Genomic DNA, 18908 nt, shown 5'->3' with positions numbered 1-18908 from the left:
CCACGTACTTTTGAGGTGATTCCCATGATGAAAGGTGGCATGGCCGGCCTGATGAAGCAGGCGCAGCAGATGCAGGAAAAGATGGCCAAGATGCAGGAAGAACTGGCCAACGCCGAAGTCACCGGCAAGGCCGGTGGCGATATGGTCAGCGTGGTAATGACGGGTCGTCACGACATCAAGCGCGTGAGCATCGACCCCAGCGTGCTGCCGGGCGTGGGCGAAGATGACCTGGAAATGCTCGAAGCGCTGTTTGCCTCGGCCGTCAACGACGCCGTGCGCAAGATCGAAGCCAACAGCCAGGACAAGATGTCTGGCATGACCGCCGGCATGCAGATGCCGCCGGGGATGAAGCTGCCGTTCTGATCGGCCAGCTTTGGCTGTACGTCAATGCCAGGCCTTGTGCCTGGCATTTTTGTTTGTGCCGATCCGATCGAACCCCGGCACGACACTCGCGGTCTGCACCCTATACCGATGATTTCGATAAGGAGCACCCTGATGTCTCAAGAACCGACTCTCAACCAGCGTATCGTCCTGGTTTCTCGCCCCCAGGGCGCACCGACGCCGGAAAACTTCCGCCTGGAACGGGTGACCCTGCCGGAGCTGGCGGACGGCCAGGTACTGCTCAAGACGCTGTACCTGTCCCTCGACCCCTACATGCGTGGCCGCATGAGCGACGCGCCGTCTTACGCGGCCCCGGTGGAAATCGACGAGGTGATGACCGGCGGCGCCGTCAGCCGTATCGAGCAATCGCGCCACCCGAAATTCCAGGTGGGCGACCTGGTGGTCGGTTCCACCGGCTGGCAGAGCCACAGCATTTCCGATGGCACTAACCTGATGCCGGTGCCCAATGGTCTGGCCAGCCCGTCCATGGCGTTGGGCGTGTTGGGCATGCCGGGGATGACCGCCTACATGGGCCTGATGGACATCGGCCAGCCCAAGGCCGGGGAAACCCTGGTGGTGGCGGCGGCCTCCGGTGCGGTGGGTTCAGTGGTGGGGCAGGTGGCCAAACTCAAGGGCCTGCGTGTCGTCGGCATCGCCGGCGGTGCGCAAAAATGCCGCTACGTGGTGGACGAGCTGGGCTTTGACGCCTGCGTCGACCACAAGAGCGAGCACTTCGCCGATGAGCTGGCCGCGGCCTGCTCCGATGGGGTGGATATCTATTACGAAAACGTCGGCGGCAAGGTGTTCGATGCGGTGCTGCCGTTGCTCAATGCCAAAGCGCGCATTCCGCTATGCGGCCTGATCGCCGGCTACAACGCCAACGAGACGCCCACCGGGCCAGATCGCCTGCCGGCGCTGCAACGCACCCTGCTGACCAAGCGCGTGCGTATCCAGGGCTTTATTGTGTTCGATGACTATGGCGACCGCCAGCCGGAGTTCCTCAGCGCCATGGCGCCGTGGGTGCGCGAGGGCAAGATCAAGTTCCGCGAGGACGTGGTCGACGGCCTGGAACAGGCGCCCGAGGCATTTATCGGGTTGCTCGAAGGACGCAACTTCGGCAAGTTGGTGGTACGCGTTGCGCAGGATTGAGCATTTGACGCTAATCCGAGGCGCGGGTATAAACCGCGTCTCGTTGTTTTGTCGGACCCTTCGCCCATGAGCTTCAGCCCCCTGATTCGCCAACTGATCGACGGCCTGCGCACCTTGCCGGGCGTCGGCCAGAAAACCGCCCAGCGCATGGCGCTGCAACTGCTGGAGCGTGACCGCAGCGGTGGCATCCGTCTGGCCCAGGCCCTGAGCCAGGCCATGGAAGGCGTGGGCCATTGCCGCCAGTGCCGCACCCTCACCGAAGAAGAACTCTGCCCGCAATGCGCCGACCCGCGCCGCGACGACACGCTGCTGTGCGTGGTGGAAGGGCCGATGGATGTGTACGCGGTGGAGCAGACCGGCTATCGCGGCCGTTACTTCGTGCTCAAGGGCCACCTGTCGCCGCTGGACGGCCTGGGGCCGGAAGCCATCGGCATTCCGCAACTGGTGACGCGAATCCAGGAGCAGGGCACGTTCACCGAAGTGATTCTGGCCACCAACCCAACCGTGGAAGGCGAGGCCACCGCGCATTACATCGCGCAGCTGCTGACCAACAAAGGCCTGATCACCTCGCGCATCGCCCACGGCGTGCCGCTGGGTGGCGAGCTGGAACTGGTGGACGGCGGCACCCTGGCGCACTCGTTCGCGGGCCGCAAGCCCATCGCGCTCTAGGCGATACCGCAAGCCTAAAGGTGCACACCCAATAAAAATGTGGGAGGGAGCAAGCCCCCTCCCACATTTTGATGTGTGGCTTAACCGCTATTTTTCGGTCAACGCAAACTGCGTCAGGCAGAAGGTGGGAATCCCCATAGCCTGCAAACGCTGCGATCCACCCAGCTCCGGCAAATCAATGATCGCCGCCGCTTCAAAGATCTGCGCGCCCATGCGCCGTACCAGGTTTGCCGCCGCAATCAGGGTGCCGCCGGTGGCGATCAGGTCATCGAACATCAGCACCGAGTCGCCTTCGCACAGGCTGTCGGCGTGCACTTCCAGAAAGGCCTCGCCGTATTCGGTCTGGTAACCCTCGGCCAGCACGTCGGCCGGCAATTTGCCTTGCTTGCGGAACAGGATCAGCGGTTTGTTCAACTGGTAGGCGATGATCGAACCGATCAGAAAACCGCGCGCATCCATTGCGCCGATGTGCGTGAAGTCGGCCTCGACGTAGCGCTGGGCAAAGGTATCGGCCACCAGGCGCAGCGCGCGGGGTGATTGGAACAGCGGCGTGATGTCACGGAAAATCACCCCAGGCTTGGGGAAGTCGATGACGGGGCGGATCAGGGATTTGATGTCGAACGAATCGAGGATCATCGTCGAGGGTCCTGGGAGGAAAACGGACGCGAAGTATACCTGCGGCGTCGCCGGTGCGCTTGGCCGCAGGTGTCTGGATCAGCCTTCCAGGGAGCCACCGGCCAGCGCGCACAGCTGGATCGGGTCGAGGATGTGCACTTCCTTGCCCTCGGCGGCCAGCAATTGGCTCTGTTGAAAACGCGTGAATACCCGGGACACGGTTTCCACCGCCAGGCCCAGGTAGTTGCCGATTTCATTGCGCGACATGCTCAGCCGAAACTGGTTGGCCGAGAACCCGCGGGCCCTGAAGCGCGCCGAGAGGTTGACGAGGAAGGTGGCGATGCGTTCGTCGGCGGTTTTTTTCGACAGCAGTAACATCATCTGTTGGTCGTCACGAATCTCGCGGCTCATCACGCGCATCAACTGGCGGCGCAGTTGTGGCAGTTGCAGGGCCAGTTCATCCAGGCGTTCGAAGGGGATTTCGCACACCGAGGTAGTTTCCATCGCCTGGGCGGACACCGGGTGCATCTCGGTGTCCATGCCCGACAGCCCGACCAGTTCGCTGGGCAGGTGAAAACCCGTGATCTGCTCTTCACCGCTGCCGCTCAGGCTGAAAGTCTTCAACGCACCCGAGCGTACTGCATAGACGGAATCGAACCGGTCGCCCTGGCGAAACAGAAACTCGCCTTTCTTCAACGGGCGCCCGCGTTTGACGATCTCGTCCAACGCATCCATGTCTTCCAGATTCAACGAAAGTGGCAGGCAGAGGGGGGCGAGGCTGCAGTCCTTGCAGTGAGCCTGGCTATGAGCGCGCAGTTTGACTGGCTCAGGCATTTCTTCAATCCTTGTGGGAAATCACACATAAGACGTAAGGGTAACGCACCGAGGGTGGATGAGGCCAGCGCTTACAAAACAGCTCTGGCGCTATAAAGGTTCCTGTATCCGTGCCGATACAAAGGCCTCTCTCATTCAATCAGGACCCGGATCATGTCTTCCATCGGTGGCCTCAATCCTTCCAGTGTGAACATTCCCACGGTGCCGGACCTCAGGAAAAACCCGGCGGCAGAAGCGGCGCGCGACGACGAAAAACCTGCCAGCGAGACCAAGGTAACCGAGGGCGTGAGCGTATCGATCTCCAGTGCCGGCTTTCGTGCCGCCAAAACCGACTCGAACAAGGACATCGATAACAGCAGTCAGACCGACCCGGTCAAACAGCTGCTGAAAATGATCCGCGAGCTGAAAAAGCAGATCGCCGACAAGCAGGCCGAAGTCGCTGCCGCCCAGTCCGACAATTCGATGACCCCCGAGGCGCGTCAGGCGCGGGTCGCCAACTTGCAGGCCAGCATCGCCACGTTGCAGGCCAGCCTGACCATGGTGCAGATGCAACTGGGCAAGGCCATGAAGGATCAGCCCGCTGACGCGCAGATGGAAGCCATGAGCCTGGCGTCGAAGTAACGCCTCAGATCACCCGCGAAAACCGCTGCCGGTTCTGTTGCGCAAGGTACGCATCAAACAGCATGCACAGCGAGCGTACCAGCAGGCGCCCGGCCGGCAGTACGCGAATGCCCCGAGCGTCGAGCTCGATCAGGCCGTCGCCGGCCATGGTCTGCAATTGCGGCCACAGCGCGGCGAAATAGCCGCGAAAGTCGAGGGTGAACGCCCGCTCGATGCGCTCGAAGTCCAGCTGGAAATGGCAGATCAGTTGCTGGATGATTGCCCGCCGCAGCCGGTCATCCTGGGTGCACAGCAGCCCACGGCTGGTCGCCAGTTGCGCACCCGCCAGCGCGCTCTGGTAGGCGCCGAGGTCGCTCGTGTTCTGGCAGTACAGGTCACCGATCTGGCTGATCGCCGACACCCCCAGCCCAATCAAATCGCAGTGCCCATGGGTGGTGTAGCCCTGGAAGTTGCGTTGCAGGGTGCTGTCTTCCTGGGCGATGGCCAGCGCGTCGTCCGGCAAGGCGAAATGGTCCATGCCGATGTAGCGGTAGCCGGCCTGGGTCAACTGTTCGAGGGTGGTGTGCAGCATCAACAGTTTGGCGACCGGGGTGGGCAGGTCATCGCTGTTGATCCGCCGCTGGGGCATGAAGCGCTCCGGCAGGTGCGCGTAGTTGAACACCGACACGCGGTCCGGTTGCAGGCGGATGACTTCCTCCACAGTGTGGGCAAAACTCAGCGGCGACTGACGGGGCAAACCGTAGATCAGGTCGATATTGATCGAGCGAAACTGCAGGGTGCGCGCGGCGTCGATCACCGCGCGGGTTTCTTCCAGGCTTTGCAGGCGATTGACCGCGCGCTGCACGTGCGGGTCGAGGTCCTGCAGACCGATGCTCACCCGGTTGAACCCCAGCTCGCGCAGCAGGCCCATGGTCGCCCAATCGGCTTCGCGCGGATCGATCTCGATGCCGTAGTCGCCCGAGTCGTCCTCCAGCAGATTGAAGTGCCGGCGCAGGCTGCCCATCACCTGGCGCAGTTCGTCGTGGCTCAGGAAGGTCGGAGTGCCGCCGCCCAGATGCAGTTGCTCCACCACCTGCTTCGGGCCGAGGTGGCAGGCGACCGTCTCGATCTCTTGCGTCAGACTTTGCAGATAGGGCCGGGCGCGGCCACGGTCCTTGGTGATCACCTTGTTGCAGGCGCAGTAGTAGCAGACGTTGGCGCAGAACGGCACATGCACATACAGCGACAGCGGTCGCGCGGCCTTGCGGCTGTCGCGCAGCGCGTGCAACAGCTCGACGGCGCCGACCTGGTTGTGCCATTGCACGGCGGTGGGGTAGGACGTGTAGCGCGGCCCGGCGAGGTCGTAGCGGTGAATCAGATCGGTGTCCCAACGAATGGCGTCGAGCATGCGGGCGCTCCCCCGGATAGGCTGATGGGCGGAGTCTAGGGGCAGGGCGGAACGGGCATGTTGATTTGCATCAACGGGGAGTGGCGCTGTGCCACAGGCTGACTAATGCCCCATCAGCCAGTGCTGGTGCGGGCCCGGCAAGGTCCAGAGGCCGAACAACATCACCAGCACGCCACCGGCCACGCGCACCCTGCGCCTGCGCAGTAATGTGGTGACCCGCTCCGCCGCCAGACCCGTCGCCAGCAGCACCGGCCAGGTGCCCACGCCGAAAGCCAGCATCAGCAATGCGCTGTGGGCCGCATTGCCCTGGCTCGCGGCCCACAGCAAGGTGCTGTAGACCAGCCCGCACGGCAACCAGCCCCAGAGTGCGCCGAGCAGCACGGCACGCGGCAGGCTCGACACCGGCAGCAGGCGGTTGGCCAGCGGCTGGAGATGCCGCCACAGGCCACGGCCCAGCCTTTCGAGGCGGGTGAGGCCGCTCCACCAACCGGCCAGGTACAGGCCCATGCAGACCAGCAACACACCGGCCAGTACGCGCATGAGCATCGCCGCCGGGCTGTTGGCCACCGCCCAGCCGGCCAGGCCGATGAGCAGTCCGGCACCGGCATAGCTGAGGATGCGCCCCAGGTTGTACGCCAGCAGCAGGTGAAAGCGGCGGTTGCGTTGCGCGGGAGGAATCGCCAGGGTCAGCGCGCCCATCAGCCCGCCGCACATGCCCAGGCAGTGGCCGCCACCGAGCAGGCCGAGGATCAGCGCGGAGAGCAGCAGCGGCGCGAGGTCAAGCATGGGGCGGCTCCCTGGGCGGTTGCTGCGGTGGATTGGCCTCGTCGATAGCGGCGAGGTGGTTCGCGTCCTGATCGTCGAACAGCACGCTGTGGGCCGGGCCGTCGAGGTCGTCGTACTGGCCGCTGTCCACCGCCCAGAAAAAGAGGTAGATCGCCGCGCCCACTAACAGCAGCGCCGCCGGAATCATTATGTAAAGAGCTGGCATCGCTACTCCAGGCCCGCGCGGCTCAGGCCGGCAACGGGCGGTTTGGCAAGGGGCTTGACGGACGCGCTCGGCAGGCGCGTCAGACGCAGGGCGTTGAGTACCACGGTCAACGAACTTACCGACATGCCGACTGCAGCCCAGAGTGGCGTGATCCAACCCAGCGCGGCGAACGGCAACATCAGGCCATTGTACAGACCGGCCCACAGCAGGTTTTCAATGATCACCCGGCGGGTCCGCCGTGCCAGGCTGAACGCCTGCACCAGCGCGTCCAGGCGGTTGTTCAGCAGTACCGCGTCGGCGCTGGTTTTCGCCAGGTCCGTGGCCGAGCCCATGGCCACGCTGATATCGGCGGCGGCCAGTACGGGCACATCGTTGACACCGTCGCCGAGCATCAGCACCTTGCGACCCTGCGCGTGCAAGCGTTGCAGCACCTGCAACTTGTCATCCGGGCGCAGGCTGCCGCGTGCTTCGTCAATGCCCAACGCTGCGGCGACGCTGGCGACCATCGGCGAGCTGTCCCCTGACAGCAGCAGCGTGCGCCAGCCCCGTGCCTTGCACGCTGCGAGCAGGGCCGGCGCATCGCTGCGCAGGCGGTCGTCGAGCACGAACCACGCGAGCGCGCCGCTGCGGTCGCCCAAGAGCAGCCATTGCCCGGTTTGCTCCGGCGTGGCGGGCGGCGGGCAACCGCTGAGTTCACAGACGTAGGCAGGCTGGCCGATACGCAGCAGGCGTTCGCCCACGCGACCTTCCAGCCCCTGGCCCGCTGCGCTGCGCACGTCAGTGGCGGGCAGCGGCGCCCGGCCAAATGCGCGGGCAATCGGGTGCTCGGAGCGGTTTTCCAGGGCGGCGGCGAGGCCCAGGCATTGGTCGCTGTTCAGTTCGCCCAGAGGCCGGATGGCGTTGAGGGTCAGACGTCCTTCGGTGAGGGTGCCAGTCTTGTCGAAAATCACCGTGTCGATCTGGTTCAGGCCTTCGAGCACATGGCCGCGTGTCAGCAGCAGACCGAGGCTGTGCAGGGTGCCGGTGGCGGCGGTGAGCGCCGTCGGCGTGGCCAGCGACAAGGCGCACGGGCAGGTCGCCACCAGCATCGCCAGCACGATCCAGAATGCCCGCGACGCGTCGAGCTGCCACCACAGCAGACCGATCACGGCGGCGGCCATCAATGAACCCAGCAGGAACCACTGCGCGGCGCGGTCGGCCAGTTGCGCCAGGCGCGGCTTTTCCGCCTGGGCGCGTTCCAGCAGGCGCACGATGGCGGACAACTGCGTGTCGTGGCCCAGGGCGCGCACGTGCACGATCAGCGCGCCGTCGACGTTGAGCGTGCCGGCCGTCACGCCGTCGCCGACTTGCCGGGGTTGTGGCAGGTATTCGCCGGTGAGCAGGGATTCATCGATGCTCGACTGGCCCTCGAGGATCACGCCGTCGGCCGGCAGCACCGCACCGGGTTGCACCAGCACGCGGTCGCCCAGGGCCAGCTCGGTCAGCAGGACGCGTTCGCTCTGATCTTCACTGTCCAGGCGCAGGCACGAGACGGGCAGCAGGTTGACCAGTTGCGCGGTGGCGGCGGCGGTGCGTTCCCGGGCGCGACGTTCCAGGTAGCGCCCGGCCAGCAGGAACAGCGCGAACATGCCCACCGCGTCGAAGTACAACTCGCCCGTGCCGGTGATGGCGGTCCAGATGCCGGCCAGGTACGCGCCGCCAATCGCCAGGGATACCGACAGGTCCATGGTCAGGTGGCGCGTGCGCACATCCCGCATCGCGCCCTTGAAGAACGGCGCGCAGCTGTAGAACACGATGGGTGTGGTCAGGAACATCGCGACCCAGCGCAGGATCACGTGCAGCTCGGGGCTCAGGTCGACATTGAATTGTGGCCAGGTCGCCATCGTGGCCATCATTGCCTGAAACCACAGCAGACCGGCGACGCCGAGTCGACGCAGGGCCAGGCGGTTTTCCCCGGCCCGTTGCTCGGCGGCGCGGTCGGCCTGATATGGGTGGGCGGCGTAGCCGATATGGCGCAACTCACTGAGCAGCCGGCTCAGCGGCACTTGCCCGTCGGCCCAGCGCAGGTGCAGTCGGTGGTTGGACAGGTTCAGCCGCGCCTCGGCCACGGCGGGCAGGCGGCGCAGGTGTTTTTCGATCAGCCAGCCACAGGCCGCGCAACTGATGCCTTCCATCAGCAGGGTGATTTCGGCCAGGTCGCCGTCGTGGCGCACGAAGGGTTTTTGCACGTCGGCGCGGTCGTACAGCGCCAACTCGTCCAGCAGTTGCACCGGCAGGGTGTCGGGGTTGGCCGAAGCTTCGCTGCGGTGCTGGTAATAGTGTTGCAGCCCGCCGGCCACGATGGCTTCGGCCACGGCCTGGCAACCGGGGCAGCAGAGCTCGCGGCGTTCGCCGAGGATCATCGCAGTGAAGCGGCTGCCGGCTGGAACAGGCAGGGCGCAGTGGTAGCAGGCGCTGGTCATGGTTGGCATCTGAGGTGGCAGGGAGAGCCTCTGTGCGAGCATTTTGAGCGAAGCGTGCGTTTTATTGCTTCAACTCCTCGGCGCCCTGCAGCGGTTCGTCACCCAGCAGCAGGTCCTTGTCGTGGCTGACGTCTTCTTCTTCGAACAGGCGCCAGGTCTGGTTGCCTTCCACCCCCAGCAGTTCGACGAAGCGCCGGCCTTCGACCTTGTCGGTGACCTGGCCGATGTAGCGGCCCGGTTCGCTGTCGCTGCGGGTCAGGTTGATCCTGCGATCCTTCTGCGGCTGGGTCGGGGAGATCAGGTTGAGTTGCAGGGTGTTCGGGTTGCTGTAGCCGGTGAGGCGCAGCTCGACTTCACCGGTGAGTTCGTCCAGGTGCAGCTTGCCGCGCAGTTGCAGGGTCTGGGCCAGGCGTTCACGGTCCAGGGCGCGGTTGATGCCCTTGCCGGCCTCGTAGTAATTGTCGTTGACCAGGTTGTCCGGGTTGTTCACCGCAATGGCCACCAGGGACAGGGTCAGCGTCACCGAACAGGCCAGGATCGCGATGATGATCCAGGGCCAGAGGTGCCTGTACCAGGGGCTTGCGGCAGTGGCTGGGGGCATGGGTCGGCTCTCTGGTTATCGAACGTGCGGGCCGATGAATCGGCTGCCGGCTTCAATCCGGATGCTGGGGTCATCTGCGTCTGTCAGAATGAATGTCACTTCGTTGGCGCTCGACGGCAGTTGCTGCGGCGCGCTCGACAGCTCCACCGGCAGGCTGACGGTATCACCGGCGGCCACCCTGATTTCGCGCCGGCCTTGCAACTTGAGGTCGGGCAGGCCGGTGGCGCTGAGCAGGTAGCGGTGGTCGCGCTGGTCCTTGTTCATGATCTTCAGGCTGTAGACGTTTTCGATGCGGCCTTCGGCGTCTTCGCGGAACAGCACACGGTCCTTGCTCACATCCAGGCTCACCAGCGGGCGCAGGAAAAATGCCGCCACCAGCAGGCCGATCATCGCGACCAGGACCACCGCGTAACCCATCAGGCGTGGGCGCAGCTTATGGGTTTTCTGTCCGGACAGGTTGTGCTCGGTGGTGTAGCTGATCAGGCCGCGCGGGTAGTCCATTTTGTCCATGACGCCGTCGCAGGCGTCGATACAGGCGGCGCAGCCGATGCACTCGATCTGCAGGCCATCGCGGATGTCGATGCCGGTGGGGCACACCTGCACGCAGAGTGTGCAGTCGATGCAATCGCCCAGGCCCTGGGCCTTGTGGTCGCTGTCTTTTTTGCGCGGGCCGCGTACTTCGCCTCGGCGCGGGTCGTAGGACACGATCAGGGTGTCCTTGTCGAACATCACGCTCTGAAAGCGCGCATACGGGCACATGTAGATGCACACCTGCTCGCGCAACCAGCCGGCGTTGGCGTAGGTGGCCAGGGTGAAGAAACCGATCCAGAAATACGCCCAGCCATCGGCCTGGCCGGTGAAGAATTCCACGGCCAACTCACGGATCGGCGAGAAGTACCCGACGAAGGTCAGGCCGGTAACCAGACCGATCAGCAGCCACAGCGTGTGTTTGGTCAGCTTGCGCAGACATTTGCTGGCGCTCATCGGCGCCTGGTCCAGCTTGATGCGTTGGTTGCGGTCGCCCTCGGTGATTTTTTCGCACCACATGAACATCCACGTCCACACGCTTTGCGGGCAGGTATAGCCGCACCACACGCGCCCGGCGTACACAGTGATGAAAAACAGGCCAAACGCCGCGACGATCAGGATGCCCGACAGCAGGATGAAATCCTGGGGCCAGTAGGTGGCGCCAAAAATGAAGAATTTGCGCTCCGGCAGGTTCCACCACACCGCCTGACGGTCACCCCAATCGAGCCACACCGTACCGAAATACAGCAGCAACAATGCACCGCCGCCGAGCATGCGCACCGTGCGAAACAGGCCGGTGAACGCGCGCGTGTAGATCTTCTCTCGTGACGCGTAGAGATCAACGGTTGTCCCGGGCGGGGTGATGTCATGTACCGGTATCGGGTCGCTCATCATGGTATCGGCCGGTCATTGGTCCCATGGATTGATCAGTGGAACGCCGCTGGATTGGAAGTCACTGATGTTACGGGTGACCACGGTGAGCCCATGTACCAATGCAGTCGCGGCAATCAATGCATCACTCTCGTTGGCCTGGTCGGGCACATGCAGGTTGGCGCAACGCAATGCCACGGCTGCGTCAACGGGCAGGATTCTGGCATCGAATGCGGGCATCACGTGGCGCTTGAGCCAGGTACGCAACACCTTGCCCTGCGCCGGGTCTCGGCGCTCCATGCGCAGTACGCCGGTTTCCAGCTCTTTTAATGTGATCGCCGAGATGAACATGCGCGTTGCGATAATGCTTTTGGCCCAGGCCACCACGTTCGCGTCGGCCCGGGGTTTACGAAGTTCGGAGATGACATGGGTGTCGAGCAAATACATCAGGAGAGGTCCACAGGTCGATGAGTGATCACGGCGCGCCTGGTGTCGAGGTCGATATCGGCCGCTTCCGGCATCACCAACAGGTCAACGATATCGGCGTTGAGACCTGTCAGTTTCTGGTAGTCCTCAATGCTTAGCAGCACATGAGCGGGCTTGCCGCGATCGGTGATGAAAACCGGTCCCTGGCGGGCTGCTTTTTTGGCACCACTTGTGTCCTGATTGAATTCGCGGCTGGAGATCGTCGTGATAGTCATGGGGCATTCCCCCTTTCTGAATTGAATGTAGTCACGTTACTACCTTGGCTTTGTGACGAGCAAGCCCGAAGCTACCAACGGCCTCTATCCAGAGCAGAAAAAACACAGTCCTGCCCAGCGTTCACTGCGCGGGGGCCTCGACGGACCTGACGTGCTCCCCGGTCTTCTCATCCCCATGGGACAAGCTGTACACATACGCCGCCAGCACATGCACCTTGTCATTGCCCTGCAGCTGTTCCTGCGCCGGCATCTGGCCCTGGCGGCCATGGCGGATGGTTTGCTGCAACTGGGCGAAGCTTGATCCGTAGATGAATGCACCCGGGTGCGTCAGGTCCGGCGCGCCCATGGCGGGATTGCCTTTGCCGGCCGGGCCGTGGCAGGCCGTGCAGGTGGCGGCGAACAGTTTTGCGCCATTGGCCACATCGGCCTTGGTGCCTTCGGGCAGGGTGCGGCCGTCGAGGTTGCTCAGCACAAAACCTGCCACGTCGGCCACGCCTTGCTCGCCGATGACGGCGGCCCAACCCGGCATCACCGCTTGGCGGCCTTTCAGGATAGACGCCTTGATGGCGTCAGGCGTACCGCCCCAGCGCCAGTCGGCGTCGGCCAGGTTGGGGAAGCCGTAGGCCCCCTTGGCATCGGAGCCGTGGCACACCGAGCAATTGGAGGCGAACAGGCGAGCGCCCATCTTCAGGGCCTCAGGGTCCCTGGCCACGTCCTCGATCGGCATCGCGGCGTATCTGGCGAAGAGCGGCCCGAACTTCGCCTGCGAACTGGCCATTTCCTTTTCCCATTCGTGCACGGACGTCCAGCCGGTCTTGCCGTTGGCGAAGGGCGTCTGCCGGTCGTTGTCGAGGTAGTTGTAGCCCGGCAGCAGGCCCTGCCAATTGCCCAGACCCGGGTACAGCGCCAGGTAACCGAGGGCAAACACAAGGGTGGCGATGAACAGCATGAACCACCATTTGGGCAACGGGTTGTCGTACTCCTCGATGCCGTCGAACGAGTGGCCGACGGTCTCTTCGGTCTGCTCGCTGCGCTGGCCCTTGCGGGTTGACAGCAACAGCCAGGTGATGGCGAACAGAGTACCGAGGCTGAGGACGCTGACGTACAGGCTCCAGAACGTGCTCATTGCTTGTCATCCCTGGCGGCTTGCTCGACGTGCTGGAGCGCCTGCGGGTCGTCGGCGAAGGGCAGCAGGGTCGCCTCGTCAAACTCCGCCTTGCGTCGTGGGCTGAACACCCATAACGCCAGGCCGATGAAGGCCACCATCACCACCAGGGTGCCCACGCCACGAATCATCCCGATATCCATGCGATCACCGTTTGCTTTTGATGAGGGTGCCCAGGCCTTGCAGGTAGGCCACCAGTGCGTCCATTTCGGTCTTGCCCTTGACGGCGGCGGCTGCGCCGGCGATGTCCTGGTCGGTGTAGGGCACGCCCAGGGTGCGCAGCACTTGCATCTTCTTCGCGGTGTCCTTGCCGTCGAGTGTGTTTTCGACGAGGAACGGGTACGCCGGCATTTTCGACTCCGGCACCAGGTTGCGCGGGTTGTACAGGTGCGCGCGGTGCCAGTCATCCGAGTAACGCCCGCCGATCCGCGCCAGGTCCGGCCCGGTGCGCTTGGAGCCCCACAGGAACGGGTGGTCCCATACGCTTTCGCCAGCCACCGAGTAGTGGCCGTAACGTTCGGTTTCGGCGCGGAAGGGGCGGATCATCTGCGAGTGGCAACCCACGCAACCGTTGGCGATGTAAACGTCACGACCTTCCAGTTCCAGTGCGCTGCGCGGCTTCATGCCTTCGATGGGCTTGGTGGTCACGTCCTGGAAAAACAGCGGGACGATCTGGGTCAGCCCGCCGATGCTCACGGCGATGACCATGAAGAAGGCCAGCAGGCCGATATTCTTCTCGACGACTTCATGCTTCATCAGTGCGCTCCCGCAACGGTGATGGCGGCGGCGGCTTCGGCTTGCGTCGGGTCCGAGGCGCGCACGGTGCGCCAGACGTTGCAGGCCATCAGCAGCATGCCGCTGGCAAAGATCGATCCGCCCACGGCCCGCACGATATAGCCCGAATGGCTGGCCTGCAGCGCTTGCACGAAGGAGAAGGTGAGCGTTCCGTCATCGTTGATCGCCCGCCACATCAGGCCCTGGGTGATGCCGTTGACCCACATCGAGGCGATGTAGAGCACGGTGCCGATGGTGGCCAGCCAGAAGTGGCCGTTGATCAGCGCGATGCTGTGCATCTGCGTGCGGCCGTAGAGCCTGGGGATCATGTGGTACAGCGCGCCGATGGAAATCATCGCCACCCAGCCCAGGGCGCCGGCGTGGACATGGCCGATGGTCCAGTCGGTGTAGTGGGAAAGCGCGTTGACGGTCTTGATCGCCATCATCGGCCCCTCGAACGTCGACATGCCGTAGAACGCCAGCGACAACACCAGAAAGCGCAGGACCGGGTCGGTGCGCAGCTTATGCCAGGCGCCGGAGAGGGTCATCATGCCGTTGATCATGCCGCCCCAGCTGGGCACCAGCAGGATGATCGACATCACCATGCCCAGCGACTGCGCCCAGTCGGGCAATGCGGTGTAGTGCAGGTGGTGGGGGCCGGCCCAGATGTACAGGGTAATCAGCGCCCAGAAATGCACGATGGACAGGCGATAGGAATAGATGGGGCGTTCGGCCTGCTTGGGCACGAAGTAGTACATCATCCCGAGGAAACCGGTGGTGAGGAAAAAGCCGACGGCGTTGTGCCCGTACCACCACTGGATCATTGCGTCCGTCGCGCCGGCATAGGCCGAGTAGGACTTGAACAGGCTGACCGGCAGTGACGCGTGGTTGACGAGGTGCAGCATGCCCGTCACCAGGATGAACGCACCGTAGAACCAGTTGGCGACGTAGATGTGCCGGGTCTTGCGCTTGACGATGGTGCCGAAGAACACCGTTGCGTAGGCCACCCACACGATTGCCAGCAAAATGGCGATCGGCCATTCCAGTTCAGCGTATTCCTTGGTGGTGGTGTAGCCCAGCGGCAGGCTGACGATGGCGCCGATGATCACCGCTTGCCAGCCCCAGAAGGTGAACGCGGCGAGGCCGTCGCTGATCAGGCGCGCCTGGCAGGTTCGCTGCACCACGTAGTACGAGGTGGAAAACAACGCACAACCACCAAAGGCGAAGATCACAAGGTTGGTGTGCAACGGGCGCAGACGTCCGAAAGTGGTCCAGGGCAGGTCGAAGTTCAATTGCGGCCAGACCAGCTGCAAGGCGATGAACACGCCGAGCCCCATGCCGAGGATGCCCCAGACCACCGTCATGATGGCGAACTGACGGACGACCTTATAGTTATAAGCATTCGGGCTGATTGCTGTGCTCATTCCGGGGTTCCACGATTTAGTATTTTTATAGATAAAGCGGCCGCAGTATGGAGAAAGCGGGAGGCCATTGCAACGCACGTGATCACCGCCATCAACCCGGTTGAACGCCAGATTCTGCGGCTTTTCCGTGCTGTGTGTAGGGGTATTATCCTGAATTTAAAGCTGATCAAGTGGACAGGAATATTTTCAGGCCTGTCCTGCACGCAAACCTGGCGTTGCAGGAGCAGTGTTGTGGGGCCTCCTTGGGGTGACAGGCGGTACTTACTGTAATGTTCATGAGCGACAGACCGATTGAATAGGGAGGCAAGCGTGGGCAAACAGCACAAGGCAGGTATTGACGGGGATCAGTGGGCACAATGTGTGCGCGAACGCGGCTGGTTGTGGGATGCCGCCGCTCGCGGCACGTCAGGTGAGGCGGTCACCTTGATTCTGGCCCATGGCGCCGGCGCGCCGATGGACTCCGGATTCATGAACGACATGGCTGCACGGCTTGCCGGGCAGGGCGTCAACGTAGTGCGCTTCGAGTTTCCCTACATGGCCCAGCGTCGGCTGGACGGCGGCAAACGTCCGCCGAACCCGGCGCCGAAACTGCTGGAGGCCTGGCGTGAGGTGTATGCCGAAGTGCGACGTCATGTCGCCGGCAAACTGGCGATTGGCGGCAAGTCCATGGGCGGGCGCATGGCCAGTTTGCTCGCCGATGAGTTGGCGGCCGACGGGTTGGTGTGTCTGGGGTATCCGTTCCATGCGGTGGGCAAACCGGAGAAACCACGGGTCGAGCATTTGGCGGGGTTGAAGGCGCCGAGCTTGATCGTGCAGGGGGAGCGTGATGCGCTGGGCAATCGGGCGGCGGTGGAGGGGTATGCGTTGTCGCCGAGCATCGAGGTGAGGTGGCTGGCGGCGGCGGACCATGACTTGAAGCCGTTGAAGGCGTCGGGGTTCAATCATGAGCAGCATCTGGAGGCTGCGGCGGTGAAGGTGGCTGAGTTTCTCGGTGGCTGTTAGGGCCCCATCGGGAGCAAGCCCCCTCCCACCTTTACCGTGTTCACCCATACAAATGTGTGAACCCAATCAAAGGTGGGAGGGGGCTTGCTCCCGATAGCGATTACCGGTTGAAACGCTCCACCAGCGAATACTGGGAATTGGCTGTATGGGTCAGCTCTTCGCTCAACTGCGCCGAGTTCATCGCCTGCTCCGAGGTCTGGTCCGCCAGCAACGCAATGGTGCTGATATTGCGGCTGATCTCCTCGGCCACCGAGCTTTGCTCCTCGGTCGCTGCGGCGATCTGAGTGGTCATGTCGGTGATGTGCGCCACCGCCTCGCTGATGCCCACCAATGCCTGGTCCGCTTCCGTCACCCGCGCCACGCCTTCTTCGGCCTGGCGGCGCCCGGCGTCCATGGTCTGCACGGCGGCGTTGGCGGTCTGTTGCAGCTTGGCGATCAGGGCATGGATCTGCCCGGTGGACTCGGTGGTGCGCTGCGCCAGTTGGCGTACTTCGTCCGCCACCACGGCAAACCCCCGGCCCATCTCGCCGGCACGCGCCGCTTCGATGGCGGCGTTCAGTGCCAGCAGGTTGGTCTGGTCGGCAATGCCCTTGATCACGTCGACCACGCCGCCGATTTCATCGCTGTCCTTGGCCAGTTGGGTCACGGTCACGCCTGTTTCGCCCACCGCCACCGACAGCCGCTGAATTGCCTCGCGGGTTTCGCCGGCGATGTCGCGACCGCGACCGGTCAGGCGATTGGCTTCCTGGGTCGCGTCCGCCGTGCGCTGCACGTGGCTGGCCACTTCCTGAGTGGTCGCCGCCATCTGGTTGACCGCCGTGGCCACTTGCTCGGTTTCCACGCGCTGGCGTTCCAGGCCGCTGGAGCTGTTGTGCGCGTAGGTGTTGGATTGCAACGCCTGGGCGTTCAAGTGTTCGGCAGTGTCCTGCAAGCGCGTAAGACAGGTCTTCAGACGGGCTTCCTGGCTGAGGATCGACATTTCCAGACGCGCCTGGGCGCCACGGCTGTCGGTGTACATCTGCGCGATCAATGGATCGGAGGTGGTCTGCTCGGCCAGGCGCAGCAAGCGCTTGAGGCCGCGCTGCTGCCAGCGCAGGCCCAGCAGGCCCAACGGCACCGACAACCCTGCCGCCAGGGCAAAACCCCAATGGGAATTGAGCGATGCACCGATCATGAAGCTCAACTGGCTCACCAGAATGAACGGCAGCCAGTCCTGCACCACCGGCAGCCATTTGTCGCGCCGGGGAATCGCCGACTTGCCCTGGTTGATACGTTGATAAAGCACTTCGGCCCGGCGGATCTGCTCGGCGGTGGGCTTGACGCGCACCGACTCGTAGCCGATCACCTGATTGCCATCGAAGACCGGCGTCACATAGGCGTTGACCCAATAGTGATCACCGCTCTTGCAGCGGTTCTTGACGATGCCCATCCATGGCAGGCCTTGTTTGAGCGTCGTCCACATGTGTGCAAAGACGGCCGCCGGAACGTCCGGGTGACGCACCAGGTTGTGCGGTGCGCGCATCAGTTCGTCATGGCTGAACCCACTGATTTCGACGAAAGCGTCGTTGCAGTAGGTGATAACCCCTTTGGCATCCGTGGTGGAGATCAACCGTTGCTGGGCAGGGAAGGTACGTTCGCGCTGGGTAACGGGCTGGTTATTACGCATGGCAGTTCAATCCGTGAGGCTTTCGGGGGTTATCGGCCGTATCAGGGGTTTATTTAGCTTGTTTTTGCAACAATCCGCGGTGGTCGCAGTACCATCCACAACGCCCCGCCAATCAACACGCCGCCATACAGGTGGGCCATCGACAACGGCTCATCCAGCAGCAGCGCGCCCCACAGCACGCCGAACGGCGGGATCAAAAAGGTCGTGGTCATCGATCTCACCGGGCCGATGGCGGTCAGCAGACGGAAGTACAGGACGTAGGCAAACGCCGTGCACATCAGCCCCAATCCCAGCAGCGACGTCCACACCTGCCAGCCACCCCAGCTCGCCGGGGGATGGCTGATGGCGCTGTAGGCGAACAGCGGCAACAGAAACAGGGTGGCGCCGAGCATGCTGCCCAATGCCGACAGACGGCTGTCCAGCCCGCCCTGGCGATCCAGCCAGCGCCGCGCCAGAAACCCGGCAAATCCGTAGCAGGTGGTCGCCAATAGGCACGCCAGCGCGCCCATCAACAAGGGCAGGTCAAACGCCACCGGGCCGGCGCGGGTCAGCACACCCACGCCGAACAGGCCCAGGCACACCCCGGCGAATTTCGAGGGGGTCAGGCGTTCGCTGAAGAACAGACCGCCGATCAGCACGCCCATCAGCGGCGTGGTGGCGTTGAAGATCGCCGAGTAGCCCGCCGGCAGTACCTGGGCGGCCACCGAGTACATCGTGGCGGGGATCCCGGAGTTGATCACGCCCAGCAGCAGCACGATTTTGAACTTGCCCTGGAAGTCCCAGCGCACGCGCATCAGTGCGAGGATCACCAGCAGGCCGGCAGCGGCGATCGACACACGGAAAAACGCGGTTGGCACGCTGCCGATTTCCGGCGCGATGATGCGCATGAACAGAAAGCTCGCGCCCCAGATGGCGGCCAGGCCCAGGAGGTACAGGGTGTCGACAGGTCTCACAGCACATTCCTACCTTGAGTAAGGCCGCGAGTGTTGCCCACCGGCTTGCCTGACACAATCGCTTTAAACGAAGAACCGGCGCCACCTGCGTTTGAAGTCTTCTCCTGAACCTCGT

At 63.6% G+C, this 18908-nt stretch carries 21 protein-coding genes; 5 read left to right on the top strand and 16 right to left on the bottom strand.

Translation table 11 applies throughout. The annotated features are described in order from the left end of the window. Positions 1 to 24: 24 nt before the first annotated feature. The 3 genes from TU79_RS17520 to recR all read left to right on the top strand — a co-directional run bounded on the left by TU79_RS17520 (position 25) and on the right by recR (position 2199). Complete coding sequence (locus tag TU79_RS17520) at positions 25 to 363, top strand: YbaB/EbfC family nucleoid-associated protein (RefSeq protein ID WP_003230417.1); 339 nt, start codon at positions 25 to 27, stop codon at positions 361 to 363. 132 nt (positions 364 to 495) lie between these two features. Then, a complete protein-coding gene (locus TU79_RS17515; RefSeq protein ID WP_057009160.1) occupies positions 496 to 1530 on the top strand; it encodes an NADP-dependent oxidoreductase in 1035 nt (344 codons plus the stop codon). A 66-nt stretch (positions 1531 to 1596) separates the two neighbouring features. After that, positions 1597 to 2199, top strand: a complete 603-nt coding sequence (gene recR, locus TU79_RS17510; RefSeq protein ID WP_003230421.1) for a recombination mediator RecR — start codon at positions 1597 to 1599, stop codon at positions 2197 to 2199. Positions 2200 to 2286: 87 nt separating this feature from the next. Here the strand turns inward: recR and TU79_RS17505 are convergent, their stop codons facing one another. Both TU79_RS17505 and fnr read right to left on the bottom strand, forming a co-directional pair. After that, positions 2287 to 2835 carry an adenine phosphoribosyltransferase gene (locus tag TU79_RS17505; protein WP_057009159.1) on the bottom strand — a complete coding sequence of 183 codons (549 nt, stop codon included), beginning with the start codon at positions 2833 to 2835 and terminating at the stop codon, positions 2287 to 2289. Between the two features lie 78 nt (positions 2836 to 2913). Beyond that, positions 2914 to 3648, bottom strand: a complete 735-nt coding sequence (fnr, locus tag TU79_RS17500; RefSeq protein WP_057009158.1) for a fumarate/nitrate reduction transcriptional regulator Fnr — start codon at positions 3646 to 3648, stop codon at positions 2914 to 2916. A 153-nt stretch (positions 3649 to 3801) separates the two neighbouring features. Here fnr and TU79_RS17495 point away from each other — a divergent pair, with 153 nt between their 5' ends. Continuing rightward, on the top strand, positions 3802 to 4269 hold the full coding sequence (locus TU79_RS17495; protein ID WP_057009157.1) for a hypothetical protein: 468 nt from the start codon (positions 3802 to 3804) through the stop codon (positions 4267 to 4269). A 4-nt stretch (positions 4270 to 4273) separates the two neighbouring features. Here the strand turns inward: TU79_RS17495 and hemN are convergent, their stop codons facing one another. The 12 genes from hemN to ccoN form a co-directional block, all read right to left on the bottom strand. Then, the gene (gene hemN, locus TU79_RS17490) at positions 4274 to 5656 is read right to left on the bottom strand and encodes an oxygen-independent coproporphyrinogen III oxidase (RefSeq protein ID WP_057009156.1); all 1383 of its coding nucleotides are present in this window, start codon (positions 5654 to 5656) and stop codon (positions 4274 to 4276) included. A gap of 102 nt (positions 5657 to 5758) precedes the next feature. After that, complete coding sequence (locus TU79_RS17485) at positions 5759 to 6442, bottom strand: sulfite exporter TauE/SafE family protein (RefSeq protein ID WP_057009155.1); 684 nt, start codon at positions 6440 to 6442, stop codon at positions 5759 to 5761. Further along, positions 6435 to 6647, bottom strand: coding sequence for a cbb3-type cytochrome oxidase assembly protein CcoS (gene ccoS, locus TU79_RS17480; RefSeq protein WP_057009154.1), 213 nt, complete (start codon positions 6645 to 6647; stop codon positions 6435 to 6437). The genes TU79_RS17485 and ccoS overlap by 8 nt, the downstream gene beginning before the upstream one ends. A 2-nt stretch (positions 6648 to 6649) precedes the next feature. Beyond that, positions 6650 to 9109 (bottom strand): heavy metal translocating P-type ATPase, encoded by a 2460-nt coding sequence (locus tag TU79_RS17475; protein ID WP_057009153.1) that lies wholly within the window; start codon positions 9107 to 9109, stop codon positions 6650 to 6652. A gap of 61 nt (positions 9110 to 9170) precedes the next feature. Then, positions 9171 to 9710, bottom strand: coding sequence for a FixH family protein (locus TU79_RS17470; RefSeq protein WP_057009152.1), 540 nt, complete (start codon positions 9708 to 9710; stop codon positions 9171 to 9173). A 15-nt stretch (positions 9711 to 9725) separates the two neighbouring features. Beyond that, positions 9726 to 11129: a cytochrome c oxidase accessory protein CcoG gene (gene ccoG / locus TU79_RS17465; RefSeq protein ID WP_057009257.1), complete on the bottom strand. Its 1404-nt coding sequence runs from the start codon at positions 11127 to 11129 to the stop codon at positions 9726 to 9728. Positions 11130 to 11144: 15 nt separating this feature from the next. Further along, entirely contained in the window at positions 11145 to 11555 is a 411-nt protein-coding gene (locus TU79_RS17460) for a type II toxin-antitoxin system VapC family toxin (protein WP_057009151.1), read from the bottom strand. Continuing rightward, positions 11555 to 11809, bottom strand: a complete 255-nt coding sequence (locus TU79_RS17455) for a type II toxin-antitoxin system Phd/YefM family antitoxin (RefSeq protein ID WP_015372642.1) — start codon at positions 11807 to 11809, stop codon at positions 11555 to 11557. The genes TU79_RS17460 and TU79_RS17455 overlap by 1 nt, the downstream gene beginning before the upstream one ends. A 121-nt stretch (positions 11810 to 11930) precedes the next feature. After that, a complete protein-coding gene (gene ccoP, locus TU79_RS17450) occupies positions 11931 to 12935 on the bottom strand; it encodes a cytochrome-c oxidase, cbb3-type subunit III (protein ID WP_057009150.1) in 1005 nt (334 codons plus the stop codon). Further along, complete coding sequence (locus TU79_RS17445) at positions 12932 to 13117, bottom strand: CcoQ/FixQ family Cbb3-type cytochrome c oxidase assembly chaperone (protein ID WP_057009149.1); 186 nt, start codon at positions 13115 to 13117, stop codon at positions 12932 to 12934. Before TU79_RS17445 ends, ccoP begins: the two co-directional genes overlap by 4 nt. A gap of 4 nt (positions 13118 to 13121) precedes the next feature. After that, on the bottom strand, positions 13122 to 13730 hold the full coding sequence (gene ccoO / locus TU79_RS17440; protein WP_057009148.1) for a cytochrome-c oxidase, cbb3-type subunit II: 609 nt from the start codon (positions 13728 to 13730) through the stop codon (positions 13122 to 13124). Next, complete coding sequence (ccoN, locus tag TU79_RS17435) at positions 13730 to 15172, bottom strand: cytochrome-c oxidase, cbb3-type subunit I (protein ID WP_057009147.1); 1443 nt, start codon at positions 15170 to 15172, stop codon at positions 13730 to 13732. The genes ccoO and ccoN overlap by 1 nt, the downstream gene beginning before the upstream one ends. Positions 15173 to 15481: 309 nt before the next feature. Between ccoN and TU79_RS17430 the strand changes: the two genes are divergently transcribed. After that, positions 15482 to 16174, top strand: a complete 693-nt coding sequence (locus TU79_RS17430; RefSeq protein ID WP_057009146.1) for an alpha/beta family hydrolase — start codon at positions 15482 to 15484, stop codon at positions 16172 to 16174. A gap of 100 nt (positions 16175 to 16274) precedes the next feature. On the opposite strand, the gene TU79_RS17425 is transcribed toward TU79_RS17430, so the two are convergent. Together TU79_RS17425 and TU79_RS17420 are read right to left on the bottom strand one after the other, a co-directional pair. Next, positions 16275 to 17840, bottom strand: a complete 1566-nt coding sequence (locus tag TU79_RS17425; RefSeq protein WP_057009145.1) for a methyl-accepting chemotaxis protein — start codon at positions 17838 to 17840, stop codon at positions 16275 to 16277. A 53-nt stretch (positions 17841 to 17893) separates the two neighbouring features. After that, positions 17894 to 18793 carry a DMT family transporter gene (locus tag TU79_RS17420; protein ID WP_057009144.1) on the bottom strand — a complete coding sequence of 300 codons (900 nt, stop codon included), beginning with the start codon at positions 18791 to 18793 and terminating at the stop codon, positions 17894 to 17896. Positions 18794 to 18908: the final 115 nt, after the last annotated feature.

The sequence above is a fragment of the Pseudomonas trivialis genome, assembly GCF_001439805.1.
Lineage (GTDB): Bacteria > Pseudomonadota > Gammaproteobacteria > Pseudomonadales > Pseudomonadaceae > Aquipseudomonas > Aquipseudomonas trivialis.
The sequence above is the reverse complement of the archived record's forward strand: the minus strand, read 5'-3'. Positions and strand labels throughout refer to the sequence as shown.